Origin of the sequence: Luteolibacter sp. Populi (assembly GCF_040801775.1) — a bacterium.
In the GTDB taxonomy this organism is placed as follows: domain Bacteria; phylum Verrucomicrobiota; class Verrucomicrobiia; order Verrucomicrobiales; family Akkermansiaceae; genus Haloferula.
Window position 1 is genome coordinate 2465839 of sequence record NZ_CP161812.1, and the last position, 15133, is coordinate 2480971.

The following is a 15133-nucleotide window of genomic DNA, read 5'->3' on the forward strand; positions in this document are numbered from 1 at the left end:
CGATCCGCCGTGGAACAGGGTCGCGGCTTGACCTCTGCCGGAGGTGCGGAAGATTCTCCATTACATCCCATGAAGCTATCCATGAAGACGACATCGCTTTCCATTGCCGCGCTTGCGGCCTTTTGTGCCACCGCCTCTGCCGAGGATAAGGCTCCCGCTCCCGCCGCGCCGAAGGAAGAAAAGGCACCTGCCGAGAAGGCAGAGGAGCCGAAGACCACCGCGAGCGGCCTGAAGTATTGGGTGCTCAAGAAGGGCGACGGCGACACCTCGCCGAATGCCACCGACACGGTGACCGTCCACTACCACGGCACTTTCCTGGACGGGAAGGTTTTCGACAGCTCGGTGGACCGCAAGCAGCCTGCCAGCTTCCCGCTGAATCAGGTCATCAAGGGCTGGACCGAAGGCCTGCAGCTCATGAAGAAGGGCGACAAGTTCAAGTTCGAGATCCCGGGGAAGCTCGCCTACGGCGAACAAGGCCGTCCGCCGAAGATCCCGGGGAACGCCACGCTCGTTTTCGAAGTCGAGCTGCTCGATATCAAGGCACCTTGAGGATTTGACCGGTGGCGGCCTCTTCGAAAGGCCGCTACCCGTTTTCGCCGAGTGCGTGCCAATAGGGCTCGAAGCTCTGGACCACGCAACGAGCGATCAGTTCGAGGAAGGGTTGCCCGTTTCCGCGCACATGATCCTCGTCGAGAGCCTGATAGTAGTTCAGGCGCTCGCTGACGGGCAGGACCGCAGCCGGGAATCCGGCTTTGACCAGTTCCAGATTCATCAGCAGCCGCGAGGTCCGTCCATTGCCGTCCACGAAGGGATGGATCTTCACGAAGTCCGAGTGCACCCGGGCCGCACGCTCGACGGGATGCAGCGATGCCGCCGCTCCGTGATACCAATCCAAGAAGCCGCTCATCAATTCAGCCACCTTCAAGGCGTCCGGCGGCAAGTGCTCCGCGCCTGAAATCCGCACGTTGACCTGCCGGTAGCGGCCGGCGTTGTCATTATCGATTCCGCGCAAGATCAACTGATGGAGCGAGTTGATTTGCCACTCGGAGAATGGAGCAGGGTCGGCCACGAGTGACTCCAGATAAAGGATCGCATCGCGGTGATTGATGGCTTCCAAGTGTTCCCTCAAGGTCTTCCCGCCGATGGTGATGCCTTCAAGCGCAACCTTGGTTTCCTGAAGCGTCAGGGTGTTGCCCTCGATCGCATTGGAGTGATAGGTCCAACGGACAATGAGATCCTCGTGGAGATTGCGTACGATCGCCGGATCGAGAGGCCGCCGGGCATCGAGGCGGGCTTTGAGCTTATCGATCTCCGCGAAGTCCATTGCGCTGTCAGCCTAGACGCGGGGCTGCGAGAACGGCGAGGCAGGAAAAAGAAAAACCCGCTGGCGGCGTCTTGGGGGGAACGCGAGCAGCGGGTTTCGCCTTTGGGTGTTCGGGGGGATTTGCAAGCGCGGCTGCCGGGGGGAGCGGCGTTGCTTACGGGGGTCATCATGTCCGATTTTGCGGCGATCGCCATTACGCAATCGCGGGCACGGAATGATGTGGCGTGTGTTCTACGCAAACCACCTCACGCCCGCGCTGAAGATCGGCTGGCGCTTCTCGCCCGGGATGTTCTTCGCGACGAGGCTGCCGCTGCGCTCGGTGTGCGCCATCTTGCCGAAGACGCGGCCGCAGGGGCTGGTGATGCCTTCGACGGCGAAGACCGAGCCGTTCGGATTGTCCCGGATGTGCATCGAGGGCTTGTCGGCTTGATCGACATACTGCGTCGTGATCTGGCCCTTGGCCGCCAGTTGCGCGATGACCTGCGGGCTCGCCAGAAAGCGGCCTTCCCCGTGGGAGACCGGCAGGCTGTGCAATTGCCCCGCTTCCATCCCGGCCATCCATGGCGAAATCGTGCTGACGATGCGCGTGTTCACGTAGCAGGAGACGTGGCGGCCGATGGTATTGAAGGTAAGCGTCGGGGCCGCGGCATCCGGATCGCGGATCTCGCCGTAGGGCACGAGGCCGGTCTTGATCAGGGCTTGGAAGCCATTGCAGACGCCGAGGATCAGGCCCTCGCGGTTCTTGAGAAGATCCATGATGGCATCGGCCACCCGTGGATTGCGGATCACCGTGGCGATGAATTTCGCGGAGCCGTCCGGCTCGTCGCCGGCGCTGAAGCCGCCGGGGAACATCAGGATCTGCGACTCGCGAATTTTCGCCGCGAAGGCTTCCAGAGATTCCTCGAGCTGCCGCGGGGTCAGGTTACGGAAGACTTGGATCTCCGCGACCGCGCCGGCTTCGTTGAAGGCCTTCGCCGAATCGTATTCGCTGTTGGTGCCGGGGAAGGCGGGGATGAGGACCCGCGGCCTCGCGATCGATGCGAGGGAACCGCTGCGCCGGTCAGGGCGCCGCAGGACCCGCTCGAGCACGCCGCCATTTTCATCGGCAGTCCAGCGGCCCACGCCGCCATCGGGAGTGCCGGGGAAGATCGGTGCCAGGGTATCGCGCCAATCGTCGAGCAGCGCTTCCACGTCGTGGCTCTTGCCAGCCGCACCGATCCGCCACGAGCCGCGCGTGGCACCGATCAGTTCCGCACCCGGGAGTTCGGTTAGATCGGCGTCGTGCTCGATCAGGAAGCTGAAGTAGCGCTCCGCATAGAGATCCAGCGGGGCGGTGATGTCCGCCCCGATGCCATTGCCGAAAACGCCGAGGGCCATCCCGTGCATCAGGCCGCCGGAGCCGAGCGCTTTCATCGAGAGGATCTTGCCTTCCACGTTCAGCGCATGCAGCGCGGCGGCGACCTCGCGCAGCTTCGCGAAGTCCGGCAGATGGTCGGCATCGCGCGGCACGGTGACGAGCGAGAGCTTGCTGCCTTCCTTCTTGAATTCCGGGGACAGGGCCAGCCCGGCCTTGCCGGGTGCGAGGGCGAAGGACACCAGCGTCGGCGGGACATCGAGATCGTTGAAGGAACCCGACATCGAGTCCTTCCCGCCGATGGCCGCGAGCCGCAGGCCGTGCTGCGCGTGATAGGCACCGAGCAGCGCCGCGAAGGGCAGGCCCCAACGCGCGGGATCATTGCCGAGCTTCGGGAAGTACTCCTGCAGGGTCAGGCGGATATCGGTCAGCCGCGCGCCGGAGGCCACGGCCTTGCACACGGATTCCGTCACCGCGTAGACCGCGCCGTGGAAGGGCGACCAAGCGGCCAGATACGGATTGAAGCCCCAGCTCATGTGGGTGCAGGCCTCCGTGCTCCCTTCTAACAGAGGCAGCTTCGCGACCATCGCGTCCGGCGGGGTGAGCTGATTCTTGCCGCCGAAGGGCCACAGGACCGTGCCCGCGCCGACCGAGGAATCGAAGCGTTCGCCCAGACCCTTCTGCGAGCAGTAGTTGAGATCGGCGAGCAGTTCGTAAGGACTGGCCCAGGATTTGAAGGCGGATTGGAAGGGGCCCTGCGGTGCGGCGACGTGGACCTTGGCAAGCTGCTGCACGCCGTTCGTGTCGAGGAAGGTCCGGCTGAGATCGACGATCGTCTTGCCGCGCCACTTCATCCGCAGGCGGCCGGTGTCGGTCACGTCCGCGACTTTCTTGCACTCGAGGTTTTCCTTATCGCACTCGGCGATGAAATAAGCCGCGTCCGCCGGGTCGATGCACACGGCCATGCGCTCCTGCGATTCGGAGATCGCGAGTTCCGTGCCATCGAGGCCTTCGTATTTCTTCGGCACCGCATCGAGATCGATCTCCAGTGAAGGGGCGATCTCGCCGATCGCCACCGACACGCCGCCCGCGCCGAAGTCGTTGCAGATCTTGATCTTCTTCGTGAGTTCCGGATTGCGGAAGAGCCGCTGGATCTTGCGTTCCGTCGGCGCATCGCCCTTCTGGACCTCCGCGGAATTCTCCAGCGCGGTGTCGGTGTGCTCCTTGGAGGAACCGGTCGCGCCGCCCACGCCATCGCGTCCGGTGCGGCCACCGATCAGCAGGATCACATCTCCCGCGGCCGGGGCGCCGCGATAAACCTGCGAGCGAGGAGCCGCCGAGACCACCGCGCCGATCTCCATCCGCTTCGCCACGTAGCCGGGGTGATAGACCTCCGCGACCTGCCCGGTCGCGAGGCCGATCTGGTTGCCGTAGGAAGAGTAACCGTGGGCCGCGATCTGGCAGATTTTCTTCTGAGGCAGCTTGCCCGGGAGGGTCTCCGCGAAAGGCGTTAAAGGATTGCCCGCGCCGGTCACGCGCATCGCCTGATAGACGTACGAGCGGCCCGAGAGAGGATCGCGGATGCAGCCGCCGAGGCAAGTCGCCGCGCCGCCGAAGGGCTCGATTTCGGTCGGGTGGTTGTGGGTCTCGTTCTTGAACATCACCAGCCACTCTTCCTCGGCACCGCCATCGATGCTCACCGGGACCACGATCGAGGCCGCGTTGACCTCCTCGGAGACTTCGAGGTTATCGAGTTCGCCGGAGGCCTTGAGTTCGCGCATGCCGAGCAGCGCGATGTCCATGAGCGTCACCGGCTTTTCATTGCGACCGAGCTTCGTGCGCGTGGCGACGTAGGTGTTCCATGCGGCCTGGACCGGTTCCGTGCCCTCTTCGAAGGCGACCTCATCGATCTTCGTCAGGAAAGTGGTGTGGCGGCAGTGATCGGACCAATAGGTATCCAGCATCCGGATCTCGGTGATGCTGGGGTCGCGCTTTTCTTCATCGCGGAAGTAAGATTGGCAGAAGACGAGATCGGCATCGGACATCGCCAGACCGAGTTCCTTGCGCAGGGTGGCCAGTGCTTCGGCGGGCTTCGCGGTGAAACCTTTCAGGATCGCCACGTCGGCGGGCGAGTGGATGACCGGCTGCAAGGTCTCCGGCAGGTCCATGCGTGCCTCGTGGGAATCGACGGCATTGATCACGTAGCCCTTCACCCGGGCGACATCGTCTTGTGAGAGCGAGCCTTTGAGCAGGATCACCTTCGCCGAGCCGACGAGCGGCCGCTCCTTCCCGGTCAGGATCTGCACGCACTGCGCCGCCGAGTCCGCGCGCTGGTCGAATTGCCCCGGCAGATACTCGACCGCGAAAGCCGTCTCATCCCCTGCCAGCGCCAAGTCGGAGGAGGTTTCATCCACCTGCGGCTCGGACAGGATCAGCCGGGCGGCTTGGGAAAATTCTTCGTCCGAAAGCCCGTCGAGGTCGTAGCGCTGGATGATCCGCACGCCTTCCAGCGCGGCCAGCCCCAGCGATTCCTTGAGATCGTGCAGGAGGTGGCGGGCCTCGGCATTGAATTCGGGCTTCTTTTCGACAAAAATGCGATTCATGGGCGACTGCGAGCTGCGGAGGCGGTGGATGCTAACCGCCACCCCCCGGAGGGCAAGCCGGGTATCCCCGGAAATCCGGTCGGGGGCCTAAACCAGCTTGAAGTCCGATGGACGGTGGGAAGATTGGTGAGGGGTTGATTTCTTCAATGATCGGCGATTTCTCCCCGTATCCACTCCCGTGCGCATTTTCGCCCTACTCCTCGTCTTCACCTGCAAGCTCCTGGCCGTCGATCCGGCCCCGCCGCCCGACCCTGAGGCGACGGCGGCGTGGATCGCGTCGAATTTCACCATCCGCGATGGCGAGGTGCAGGTCGCCGGCAAGACGCCGAACGATTGCTTCCGGGCCAAGCTCGCGCTGAAGGCGGACGCGGAGATCTGGCGGATCAGCAATACCGGCCTGCTGGTGGACCAAAAGGGGCTGTTTCCTCTGGCATGCGATGCCTTCGAGGACGCCTATCGCTTCTCCCTCTGCACACCCTTCTACGACTATCTGGACCGCATGACGACCGCGGACGACCTGCCGGGCTATGCCGACAACCCCAAAAACCAGGCCATTACCGGCAAGGCGCTCCGCCGCATCGCCGCTGCGCTCCACACGCATTTCACCAAGGCCTGCGGGACTTTGCCCCGCCATTATCGCACCCAAGACGACCTGACCTACCCCTCCGAATGCTACATTTGGCAGGTCGGGAAGTGCCACCTGAAGCTCTATGCTTACAGGGGCAACGACAGCCATGGCATCGGCATGACCGTTTCCACCGATGCCGCGGCGCTCGAGGCAATCGGCAAGAGGCAGCCGACGAAACAGGAAATCTTCGAGGACTGGGGCGAGCCGCTGCCGCATCTGCCCGCGGAGTGAGCAGCCTTGTCCCGGGTACAAGAAAAACCCGCTAGCGCCGTTGGGGGAACGAAGGCAGCGGGTTTCTCCTTTGGTATTTTCCGTCCTCGGGGGAAGGGCGGCTCTTTCTCGGGGGGAGTGCAAGCCGCTGCGGCGGGGGGACCGTTCGGCTTACGGGAGTCATCATGTCCGATTTTGCTCCCTTTCCAAGTACGCAATCGTGGGGGTAGACGAAAGTTCCAAGTGAGAAGGACCAAGTGCCAAAAAGGCAGAAAGAACTCATGGGGTCAGCCCCGACGGCTTTTGTTGGCACTTGGTCCTTCTCACTTGGAACTTCCACCCCGCTGCGCCGCACTTCTTACTTGGAACTTTGGCCTCCCTGCTCATCTTCCCGCGCATCCCGACGGCCCTGCCGCGGCGATTTTTCTCCTCCGTTGCCCGCGCGCCAGGTCCCGAAACGATGAATATTTTCCAGCGCTTCGCGTCGAACCCCGTGCTGGGACCAGCCGGGACCGGCGGAGCCGCTGCCGGAACGCCCGGGGAAGCCGCCGAGCCCGACGACGAAACCCTCGTGCTGCGCGCGCAAGCGGGCGACATGCGGGCCTATGACGAACTCGTCACCCGGCACCGGGGAAGAATCTACGCCATGATCCGCAATATGGTCAAAAACGACACCGACGCATGGGACCTCTCCCAAGAGGCCTTCATCAAGGCGTGGCAGGCCCTGCCACGCTTCGAGGCGAAGGCGCGTTTCACCACCTGGCTCTACCGGATCGCGCACAATTGCGTGTATGATTTCACCCGCCGCCGCCGCCCGGAAAGCGGCGGAGACGAGATCAATGACGAGCTTCTCAGCCGCGAACGGATCGATCCGGCCGCGATCGCCACCCCGGCCGAGGCCCGCAGCCCGGACGAAGCATTGGCAGGGGACGAGCTGCGGGCGAAGATCGAGGCCGCCCTCGAAAAACTTTCTCCCGAACATCGCGAAGCCGTGATCTTGAAAGACGTCCAAGGTTTGGCGTATAAGGAAATCGCCGAGGTGATGAGCTGCTCGCTCGGCACGGTGATGAGCCGTCTTTTCTACGCCCGCCAAAAACTCCAATCCCTCCTGAAGGATGAATACGATGCCCGATGAAGAAATGCTGGCCCTGTGGGTGGAAGACGAGCTCGATGCCGCGTCTGCCGCCACGGTGGAAGCGTGGGCTGCCAGCCAGCCCGAATGGTTGACCCGGCGGGAGGAGGCCCGGCAGGTGAGAAGCCTGCTGCGCGCGCACCTGCCCGCTTCCGAGGAGCCGCCGTATGCCGACTTTTTCAATTCCCGGATCTCCCGCGAGATCGCCCGGGAAGCTGCCGCCGCGAGCCCGGCAACCGCCGCCGCACCGGCACGCCGCCAAGCGGGCAGCATCCTGCGCTGGTTCCTACCCGCCACCGCGGTGGCCGGGATGGCGCTGTGCTTCTGGGCTGGCACCCGTGTGGTCTCCAGCACTCCCCTGCCCCCGCCGCTGACCGTGGGACCGGTCCTCTACACCCCGGAAGACGGCGTGAGCGCGGACTATTTCGATTCCTCCTCGGCGGATGCCATGGTGATCGTCTTGGACGGGGTTTCGGCGTTCCCGGATTCCTTCGAGCTGCCGGACACCGCCGCGGTCGAAAAAGAGCCCCCGGCCACGGCCAGCATCGATACGTTCTCGCGATGAAGCGCCGCCTTCTGCTCGCCCTTCTGGCATCCGCGCTGTGCCGGCCAGCGTCCGCGCAGGCCGATCCCGGCAAGGAAGTCATCGGCTCGGTCAAGGTCACCGTCTATCTCGGGACCAATGGCGATCCCGCCGCCGCCGGGCCGCGCGCCAAGGACGCTTCCCCGGAGATCGCCACGCGGCTGGCCCGCGAGCAGAAGCTGAAATACACCAAGTATCTCGAGCTGGCCCGGGACCACCGGATGCTCTACCGCAGTTACATGAATTGGGCCGAGCCCTTCCAGCCGGCCAGCGACGAGCTGATGATCCGCTTCGAGCCCCAGAGCACCTTGGTCAATGACACCATGCGGCTCGATCTCGAACTCTGGCTGAGCCGCAAGAAGATTCTCAAGACCGACGCCGCCATGACCTACGGCAAGCCCTTGCTGGTCTTGGGCCCGGAATGGAAGGGCGGGCGCCTGATCCTGGCCGTGGAGCTTTCCCCGGAGAAGGGAGGCAAGCCGTGAGGATCCTCGCCTGCCTGCTCGGTTTCGCGCTGCCGCTGGCGGCGGGGCCGTTAGCCTTCGAGAATACCACCTTGGAGTCGGAGGTTCCCTTCGAGGCGACTTCCACTCATGTCGATTTCAGCTTCAAGAACAACGGCAGTTCGACCGTGGTGATCGAGAGCTGCAAGAGCGAATGCCCCTGTCTCACGGCCCAGGTCAAGGGCGGCATGTCCATCGCCCCTGGCAAGGAAGGCGTGATCCGCCTCTCCATGGACACCACCGCGCTGACCGGCGTGGTGGAGAAGAAGGCCGCGGTGTGGCTAAAGGGCGATCCGCCATCGAAGCCCTCCGAGGTGCTGACCATTCGCGCCAAGATCCCCGAACTCGTCTCGGTAGAGCCGAAGGCTCTGCTGTGGGACATCGGCAGCGCGCCCGAGCCCAAGACGGCGATCGTGACGATGAACGACACCAAGCCGATCCTGATCACGTCCGTGACCGGTGCGGATGGCAAGTTCACGCAAGAGTGGAAGACGATCGAGGAAGGGAAGAAGTACGAAATCACGGTGACTCCGGTTTCCACCGCCGCCGCTTCCAGCGGCGTGGTGCGGGTGATGACGGACTGCACCTATCCCCGGCATCAGGCGCGGAATATTTTCGCCGTGGTGAAGCCCGCGAGCGTGGGAGCGCCGGCGACGAAGCCGTGAGGGTCCGGTAAGCCTCCGCGCTTGCGCGAGGGGCTCGCTCGGTCCATTAGTCCCCCATGAGATCCGTGCTTCCGGCCCTTTTCGCGCTGTGCCTGCCCTTGGCCGCTGCGGAACTCCATTTCGAGACCAAGCTCAAGGAACTCACCGTGGCGCCGGATGCCACCAAGGTGATTGCGGAATTCCCCTTCAAGAACGACTCGAAGGAAACGGTGGATATCCTGGAATACACCGCCGGCTGCTCCTGCATCACCGCTTCCATCAATCCCAGCGGCAAACTCAAGTACGAGCCGGGCGAGGGCGGGATCATCCGCGCGGAATTCGAACTCAGCGCGCTGGCCGGCACCGTTGACAAGGGGATCGCCCTGCGCCTCACCGGTGACAAGCCGGACGAGCCATCGGTCAGCTTGGTCACGCGCATCAATATCCCCGTGCTGGTGAACGTCGAGCCGAAGACCCTGACCTGGTCGATCGGCGAGGAAGCCAAGCCGAAAACCGTCACGCTGATCATGAATCACAGCGAGCCGATCCAAGTGCTCTCCCTGTCGAGCGCCGACAACCGCTTCACGCAGGAACTCAAGACGATCGAAAAGGGCAAGAAATACGAAATCGTCGTCACGCCCAAGAATACCGAAAACGTCACGATGGGCGTGGTCCATGTCGAGACCGACTGCAAGCTGCAGCGCCACCGCTCGCAGCGGATCTTCATGGTCGTCCGCAATCAACCGAAGACCGCCGCGGTTCAGAACCCATGAGGACCGTCGCTGAATTGGCGCTGGTGCTGGTGCTCGCCTCGGCCGGCGCGGTGGCCACTTGGAAAATCACCGGCCCGCCGGATCGCTCGGTCGCCTGCGATCCTGCCACGCTTCCCGCCGATGAAATCTGCCTCGCCACCGTGAAGGCGGAGTGGGGCGATGTCCTGTGGATCGATGCCCGTTCGGCGGAAGACTGGAAACGCGACGGGCTGCCCGGCTCGATCCACATCACCACCATGGGCAGCGTCAGCTTCGACGAGCAGATCGCGGACGCCATGGACGAAATCGCGAAGGGCAAGCGGGCGGTCGTCTACTGCAACGGCGTGAAATGCACCCTGAGCAAGGAGGTGGCGCGGCAACTCCGCGAGTATCAGCTCCTGCCCGAGATCAAGGCGCTCCACGGCGGCTACGACGCGCTCAAGGCCGCCGGAATGATCAAGGGTTCCAGCCCAGCGAGTTGATATCGATCAACTCGAGATAGGGATGCTCCGGATCTTCCTTGTGATTCCACTGCAGGGTCACCGTGGCTCGCAAGCGCACGCCCCAGCGCAGGGATGACTCCGGCTCGTCCATCATCTTCTTGAAGCGCGAGCCGGTCGAAACGTAGGCGCGTGCGGCCTCCTTGCCGATCGTGCTGGGCAGCAGGCGCAGCGTGAACTTGCGGTCGGGATTCGGGATATTCTCCTCGTGGCAACCGGTCAGCGGCTCCAGCACGACGTGGAATTTCGTGGGATCCTGAGTGTTCGGCTCCTTGGCGAAGGCAGCCAGGCGCCCGCCCGCGAGATCGAGGAAAGCCGGCAGGAAAACCTTCGGCGGTTGCGAGCCGCGCTGCCGCACCAGCATCGCGAACTCGACGTTCTTGCGGTTCGGGATGAAGAAGGAGACGCGATAAGGGTAGTCGGTGACCTGCTCCTTCGGATTGTTCTGGGGCAGGTCGTAGAACACCTGCGCCACTTCCCAGAGCGGGCCCTTGGTCATGTCCCAGGATTGTAGATCCTGGAGCGAGGCTTCCGGCTCCACCATGCCGAGCCGCGACTGGCCGTCCTTCGCGTGCAGGAAGGCGTCCAGCAATTGATTGGCGCGGACGGCAGGAGAAATCCCGTCGCCGTTATCTGTAATGGCAGCGGGCGGTGGCGGTTCCGGGGCAGGATCCGCTGTAGCGGTTGGAGGAGCGGGTGCCTGCGTAGCCGGTATGGGTGCCGGGGCGGGGTCAGGATCGGGCGTCGCCACGGTTTGCGGAGCGGCGGCCGGGTCGACCTCCGGCGGAGACGGCGGTGGCGGCAAGGGTGCCGATGCCTCCTCGGCCATCCTCCAAGGGCCGGTCGGGAGATAGCGATACAGCAGCCAACCGCTCAGCAGCGTAGCGGCGGCGCAGAAAACTGCGGGGATCAGCGCGAGCAGCACGCGTGAGGGTTCCTTCGTGCGCGCCGGCTGGATCGGGCCTTGGCGGCGCAGGCGATCATCGGTCGTCGCGTGGCGGACGGACATCGGTGTGGCCTGCACGCGCTCCTTCATGTGCCGCGGCTCCGGGCGGATCTTCGGGCCGTCGGGGGTCTCGGGATCGCTAGCGGGAACAGGCGGGGACCCGGGTTCCGGTTCGGACCCGGGCAGCGATTCCACGTGCTCCGCGACCGGTTCCGCGTCGGGAAGCGACGGCGCCACGGGAGGCGGAATCGGCACTTCGGCGGCGGGAGGCAGCGGCGGCAGGGGTGCCGGCGGCTCAAGCTCGGGCGGACTCTCCGGCGCTTGACCGAAGGGCGAAGGCCCGGTGGCCGGCACCGGTGCCGTGATTCCCAAGCGACAATTCGGGCAAGGCCCTTTCACTCCCGCCAATGCGATCGGAACGGTAAGCCGGATATCGCAGTGCGGACAGAGGAAGCTGAGCGTTTCCGTCGCCATCAAGGAGGGGTCAAAAGTCGGGACGAGGTGACGCTACCGAAACACGGCTGACGCGTCAACGGCGGGGGCATGCCCGCCGCGCTACTGCGGCGGGCCGGCGAAGGGATCCTGACCGTGCCAGACATCCCAAGGTGGGGAAATCTTGAAGTCCGCGACCTGGGATTCCCCGCCGAGCCATGCGGACAGGGCGTCGATGACATCCTGCGAGATCACTCTCTGGCCGGGACTTGGCTCGATCACCCCGGTCCAACCGCTCTCGCGCGATCCGCCACCTCCGGTTTGGAGGCCGTGGATTTCGACAAGCCCGATCAGGCCGTTGATGAAATCATCGAACTCCGCGTCCCCGAGACCAGGGACAAAGTTCGCCCTGAAGCTGACGCCGTAGACCGCAAACTCACCGAGGTGCTTCTTCTTGCGAAGACGTTTCTTCATAAAGGTGCCGCAGCGATGGCGGGCATCAGTGCTCCATCGGGCTCTCGCCCGATGCATCTCCGAGATGTGAGGACTTGTCCGGCAGGAACTTCTTGAAGCGCGTCTTGTCGATCGCCTTCATGTAGGCTTCTTCCGGCGAGATCATGCCGGCCTGGAGTTTGTTCCAGATCGAGTCGTCCATGAACTGCATGCCCTCGCCCTTGCCGCCGGTGATGACGTCATAGAGCTTCTGGGTGGCACCTTCGCGGATGATCGCAGCCACTGCGGGCGTGGCGAACATGATCTCGTGCACCGCCACCCGGCCCGGCTTGTCCACGCGCTTGCACAGGAGCTGCGCCAGCACCCCGCGGACCGAGGCCGCGAGCATGGTGCGGACCTGCGATTGCTGGTCGGCCGGGAAGACGTCGATGATACGGTCGATCGTCTTGCGCGCGTTGTTCGTGTGCAGCGTGCCGAAGACCAGCAAGCCGGTCTCGGCAGCGGTGAGCGCCAGCGAGATCGTCTCAAGGTCCCGCATCTCACCCACGAGCACGATGTCCGCGTCTTCACGCAGGGCGGCGCGCAGGCCGTCGGAGAAGGATGGCGTCTGGATCGGCACCTCGCGCTGGGTGATGATCGAGCGCTTGTTGCGGTGCACGAACTCGATCGGCTCCTCAACCGTGATGATGTGCCGGTTGTAGTTGATATTGATGTAGTCCAGGAGCGCGGCCAGCGTGGTCGACTTGCCCGAGCCGGTCGGGCCGGTGACCAGGATCAACCCGGAGCGGATTTCGGCAAAGCGCTTGACCACCTCCGGCACGCCGAGCGACTCCAGCGACATGATCTCGGTCGGGATCAAGCGGAAGACGGCAGCAAGCCCGCGGTTTTGCTTCAGGTAGTTGCAGCGGAAGCGCGACTCCTCGTCCATCGCGTAGGCGAAGTCGAGGTCACCGGTCTCGAGATACTTCTGGAAGGCCTTCGGATCGCAGATTTCCTCCAGCATCTGCTTGAAGGATTCACCTTCCAAGATCGGCATGTCGGGAATTGCGACCACCGAGCCGTGTTTGCGGACTTTCGGCGGCTGACCTTCCGAGAGGTGGAGGTCCGAGCCGCGGTTGGCGACGAGGTATTGGAAAAGGGAATCGATGCGGGCCATGGCAATAGGTCGCTGGAAATCAGGATTGGAAGAAGCTGCGCATCTGGATCTTGTCCTCGCAGCGGAAGAGGGTCTCTTCCTGCGTGATGAGCCCCTTGACGTAGAGCCTGCGCAGGGACTCGTCCATGGTGATCATGCCGATGTTCTTGCCGGTCTGCATGATGCCCGGGAGCATGAAGGTCTTGCCCTCGCGGATGGTCGCGGAGACCGCGGCGTTGTTGACCAGCAGCTCGAGAGCGAGAATCCGGCCATTGCCATCCGCACGCGGCACGAGTTGCTGCGAAAGCACGCCGCGCAACGATTCGGAGACCATGATGCGGATCTGCTCGCGCTGGTCCGTGGGGAACACGTCGAGCACCCGGTCCAGGGTCCGCGGGGCATTGCCGGTGTGCAGGGTACCGAGCACCAAGTGGCCCGTTTCCGCAGCCGTTAGCGCCAGCGAGATGGTTTCCAAGTCGCGCATTTCACCGACCATGATCACGTCCGGATCTTCCCGCAGGGCACCGCGCAGGGCCTTGGCGAAGGAATCGGTGTGGGTGTGAACCTCGCGCTGGTTAACCTGGCAGCCCTTCGATTCGAAGACGAATTCGATCGGGTCTTCCAAGGTCAGGATGTGGTCCTCGCGGTCCCCGTTGATGAAGTCGATCAGCGCAGCGAGGGTTGTCGACTTCCCGGAACCCACCGCACCCGTCACCAGGATCAGGCCGTTGTGGTAGCGGGTCAGCGGAACCAGGTGATCCACCGGCAGACCGATCTCCTCCATGGTCCTGATCTCGGAATTGATGATCCGGAAAACGATGTCGTAGCCGAGACGCTGCCTCACCACCGAAGCCCGGAAGCGGCCTTCGCGATTGTAGTAAGCGAAGTCGACGTCGCCACGCTCCTGCAAGCGGTCCCATTCACGTTGCCCGAGAAAGGATTTGGTGAGGCGCTCCGTATCCTCGGCCGTGAGCGGCGGATGATCATTCCAGATCGGCAGGAGTTGGCCATAGCGACGCCAAGCCGGCGGGAAAGCGGTCGGCAGATGGACGTCGGAAACCTGATACTCGCGACCGAGTTTCAGGTATTCGTCGAACGTGGTCGAGGACTCGGTGCTCGGACATGTAGAGGTGCTTTAGTGCGGAAGATTCGGACTTGGGAAGGGGGAAATGCGACTTCCTTTCAAGGGTGTTTATCCTGTGAATACCTAGGCTGTGCGAAACGGGTCTGGAACTCGCGCAAGGCCCACGATTGCAGCGCGGGGCGGGCCAGCGTGAAGGCACCTCCCAGGAGCATCCCCCAGAGCCCGCCTTTCACTTTTGCCGCTTCGGTCGACTTGGCCCGCCGCCGCCGTTTGAACAGCGCGCTGACCAGGAAACCCGCGCCCAGCGAACCGCCGAGCCATGCCACCGGCTTGGCCAGAATCGAGTCCTTCACCCGCGTGCGGAAGTCCATGCGGTGACGCAGGCTGGTCAAGTCCGCGGCCACCGCGATCCGCGAGGCGGCAATCCGGGCGATCAGCGTTTCGAGATCTGGTTTTTCTTCAGTAGCCATTCGCGGTCTTTGGAAAGTTCAGCTTTGGTATGGGGGAAGGCGGGCGGCACCGGACGGCGCAGGATCGCCACGGCGATTCCGGCCACCAAGAGGTGCAAAAACGCCGCGCCGAGGGCGATGAAGTACCATGCGACCCCGTTCGAGGCGATCCAGCCGACCAAGCCGGCGACGATGGCCAGCCAAGCGACGACCGCGCAGAACCCGATCACGAGGACCAGCGCCGCCCTCAGGGCCGCGTATTTCCCGGCTTCCTTCGCTTCCAGCGACGCTAATTCCAGCCGCGCGGCGACGAATTCGAGCGCGGATTCCCGCCAATTTGGGGGGACCGGCGTTTCCGCTTCAGGACTCTCGCTCATGGTGTCAAAAGACCCGTGAACGCG

16 protein-coding genes are annotated in these 15133 nt (G+C 63.8%); 8 read left to right on the forward strand and 8 right to left on the reverse strand.

Annotation, left to right across the window (positions count from 1 at the left end):
* Positions 1 to 81: 81 nt before the first annotated feature.
* A complete protein-coding gene (locus tag ABWK72_RS09805; protein WP_367874608.1) occupies positions 82 to 549 on the forward strand; it encodes an FKBP-type peptidyl-prolyl cis-trans isomerase in 468 nt (155 codons plus the stop codon).
* A 34-nt stretch (positions 550 to 583) separates the two neighbouring features.
* Here the strand turns inward: ABWK72_RS09805 and ABWK72_RS09810 are convergent, their stop codons facing one another.
* Positions 584 to 1324 carry a Fic family protein gene (locus ABWK72_RS09810; RefSeq protein WP_367874609.1) on the reverse strand — a complete coding sequence of 247 codons (741 nt, stop codon included), beginning with the start codon at positions 1322 to 1324 and terminating at the stop codon, positions 584 to 586.
* A gap of 231 nt (positions 1325 to 1555) precedes the next feature.
* Positions 1556 to 5281: a phosphoribosylformylglycinamidine synthase gene (locus ABWK72_RS09815; RefSeq protein WP_367874610.1), complete on the reverse strand. Its 3726-nt coding sequence runs from the start codon at positions 5279 to 5281 to the stop codon at positions 1556 to 1558.
* Positions 5282 to 5459: 178 nt separating this feature from the next.
* Here ABWK72_RS09815 and ABWK72_RS09820 point away from each other — a divergent pair, with 178 nt between their 5' ends.
* From ABWK72_RS09820 to ABWK72_RS09850, 7 genes are all read left to right on the forward strand, one after another.
* Positions 5460 to 6140 carry a hypothetical protein gene (locus ABWK72_RS09820; protein ID WP_367874611.1) on the forward strand — a complete coding sequence of 227 codons (681 nt, stop codon included), beginning with the start codon at positions 5460 to 5462 and terminating at the stop codon, positions 6138 to 6140.
* A 439-nt stretch (positions 6141 to 6579) separates the two neighbouring features.
* On the forward strand, positions 6580 to 7254 hold the full coding sequence (locus ABWK72_RS09825; protein ID WP_367874612.1) for an RNA polymerase sigma factor: 675 nt from the start codon (positions 6580 to 6582) through the stop codon (positions 7252 to 7254).
* Positions 7235 to 7816, forward strand: a complete 582-nt coding sequence (locus tag ABWK72_RS09830) for an anti-sigma factor (protein WP_367874613.1) — start codon at positions 7235 to 7237, stop codon at positions 7814 to 7816. Before ABWK72_RS09825 ends, ABWK72_RS09830 begins: the two co-directional genes overlap by 20 nt.
* Complete coding sequence (locus ABWK72_RS09835) at positions 7813 to 8319, forward strand: hypothetical protein (protein WP_367874614.1); 507 nt, start codon at positions 7813 to 7815, stop codon at positions 8317 to 8319. The genes ABWK72_RS09830 and ABWK72_RS09835 overlap by 4 nt, the downstream gene beginning before the upstream one ends.
* Positions 8316 to 9002, forward strand: coding sequence for a DUF1573 domain-containing protein (locus ABWK72_RS09840; protein ID WP_367874615.1), 687 nt, complete (start codon positions 8316 to 8318; stop codon positions 9000 to 9002). The genes ABWK72_RS09835 and ABWK72_RS09840 overlap by 4 nt, the downstream gene beginning before the upstream one ends.
* A gap of 56 nt (positions 9003 to 9058) precedes the next feature.
* Positions 9059 to 9754 carry a DUF1573 domain-containing protein gene (locus ABWK72_RS09845; RefSeq protein ID WP_367874616.1) on the forward strand — a complete coding sequence of 232 codons (696 nt, stop codon included), beginning with the start codon at positions 9059 to 9061 and terminating at the stop codon, positions 9752 to 9754.
* Positions 9751 to 10215, forward strand: coding sequence for a rhodanese-like domain-containing protein (locus ABWK72_RS09850; protein WP_367874617.1), 465 nt, complete (start codon positions 9751 to 9753; stop codon positions 10213 to 10215). The genes ABWK72_RS09845 and ABWK72_RS09850 overlap by 4 nt, the downstream gene beginning before the upstream one ends.
* On the opposite strand, the gene ABWK72_RS09855 is transcribed toward ABWK72_RS09850, so the two are convergent.
* The 6 genes from ABWK72_RS09855 to ABWK72_RS09880 all read right to left on the reverse strand — a co-directional run bounded on the left by ABWK72_RS09855 (position 10190) and on the right by ABWK72_RS09880 (position 15109).
* Positions 10190 to 11653, reverse strand: coding sequence for a hypothetical protein (locus tag ABWK72_RS09855; protein WP_367874618.1), 1464 nt, complete (start codon positions 11651 to 11653; stop codon positions 10190 to 10192). The genes ABWK72_RS09850 and ABWK72_RS09855 overlap by 26 nt on opposite strands.
* Positions 11654 to 11734: 81 nt before the next feature.
* A complete protein-coding gene (locus tag ABWK72_RS09860) occupies positions 11735 to 12085 on the reverse strand; it encodes a 50S ribosome-binding protein YggL (RefSeq protein ID WP_367874619.1) in 351 nt (116 codons plus the stop codon).
* A 25-nt stretch (positions 12086 to 12110) separates the two neighbouring features.
* On the reverse strand, positions 12111 to 13220 hold the full coding sequence (locus ABWK72_RS09865; protein WP_367874620.1) for a type IV pilus twitching motility protein PilT: 1110 nt from the start codon (positions 13218 to 13220) through the stop codon (positions 12111 to 12113).
* Positions 13221 to 13239: 19 nt separating this feature from the next.
* On the reverse strand, positions 13240 to 14283 hold the full coding sequence (locus ABWK72_RS09870; RefSeq protein ID WP_367875329.1) for a type IV pilus twitching motility protein PilT: 1044 nt from the start codon (positions 14281 to 14283) through the stop codon (positions 13240 to 13242).
* Between the two features lie 98 nt (positions 14284 to 14381).
* On the reverse strand, positions 14382 to 14753 hold the full coding sequence (locus tag ABWK72_RS09875; protein WP_367874621.1) for a hypothetical protein: 372 nt from the start codon (positions 14751 to 14753) through the stop codon (positions 14382 to 14384).
* Positions 14717 to 15109: a phage holin family protein gene (locus tag ABWK72_RS09880; protein WP_367874622.1), complete on the reverse strand. Its 393-nt coding sequence runs from the start codon at positions 15107 to 15109 to the stop codon at positions 14717 to 14719. Before ABWK72_RS09880 ends, ABWK72_RS09875 begins: the two co-directional genes overlap by 37 nt.
* Between the last annotated feature and the right edge of the window lie 24 nt (positions 15110 to 15133).

What these genes read in the sequence shown, in the direction of transcription:
- ABWK72_RS09805 (WP_367874608.1), top strand. Translation starts at nt 82, where the DNA reads ATGAAGACGACATCGCTTTCCATTGCCGCGCTTGCGGCCTTTTGTGCC.
- ABWK72_RS09810 (WP_367874609.1), bottom strand. Translation starts at nt 1,324, where the DNA reads ATGGACTTCGCGGAGATCGATAAGCTCAAAGCCCGCCTCGATGCCCGG.
- ABWK72_RS09815 (WP_367874610.1), bottom strand. Translation starts at nt 5,281, where the DNA reads ATGAATCGCATTTTTGTCGAAAAGAAGCCCGAATTCAATGCCGAGGCC.
- ABWK72_RS09825 (WP_367874612.1), top strand. Translation starts at nt 6,580, where the DNA reads ATGAATATTTTCCAGCGCTTCGCGTCGAACCCCGTGCTGGGACCAGCC.
- ABWK72_RS09830 (WP_367874613.1), top strand. Translation starts at nt 7,235, where the DNA reads ATGAATACGATGCCCGATGAAGAAATGCTGGCCCTGTGGGTGGAAGAC.
- ABWK72_RS09835 (WP_367874614.1), top strand. Translation starts at nt 7,813, where the DNA reads ATGAAGCGCCGCCTTCTGCTCGCCCTTCTGGCATCCGCGCTGTGCCGG.
- ABWK72_RS09845 (WP_367874616.1), top strand. Translation starts at nt 9,059, where the DNA reads ATGAGATCCGTGCTTCCGGCCCTTTTCGCGCTGTGCCTGCCCTTGGCC.
- ABWK72_RS09850 (WP_367874617.1), top strand. Translation starts at nt 9,751, where the DNA reads ATGAGGACCGTCGCTGAATTGGCGCTGGTGCTGGTGCTCGCCTCGGCC.
- ABWK72_RS09855 (WP_367874618.1), bottom strand. Translation starts at nt 11,653, where the DNA reads ATGGCGACGGAAACGCTCAGCTTCCTCTGTCCGCACTGCGATATCCGG.
- ABWK72_RS09860 (WP_367874619.1), bottom strand. Translation starts at nt 12,085, where the DNA reads ATGAAGAAACGTCTTCGCAAGAAGAAGCACCTCGGTGAGTTTGCGGTC.
- ABWK72_RS09865 (WP_367874620.1), bottom strand. Translation starts at nt 13,220, where the DNA reads ATGGCCCGCATCGATTCCCTTTTCCAATACCTCGTCGCCAACCGCGGC.
- ABWK72_RS09875 (WP_367874621.1), bottom strand. Translation starts at nt 14,753, where the DNA reads ATGGCTACTGAAGAAAAACCAGATCTCGAAACGCTGATCGCCCGGATT.
- ABWK72_RS09880 (WP_367874622.1), bottom strand. Translation starts at nt 15,109, where the DNA reads ATGAGCGAGAGTCCTGAAGCGGAAACGCCGGTCCCCCCAAATTGGCGG.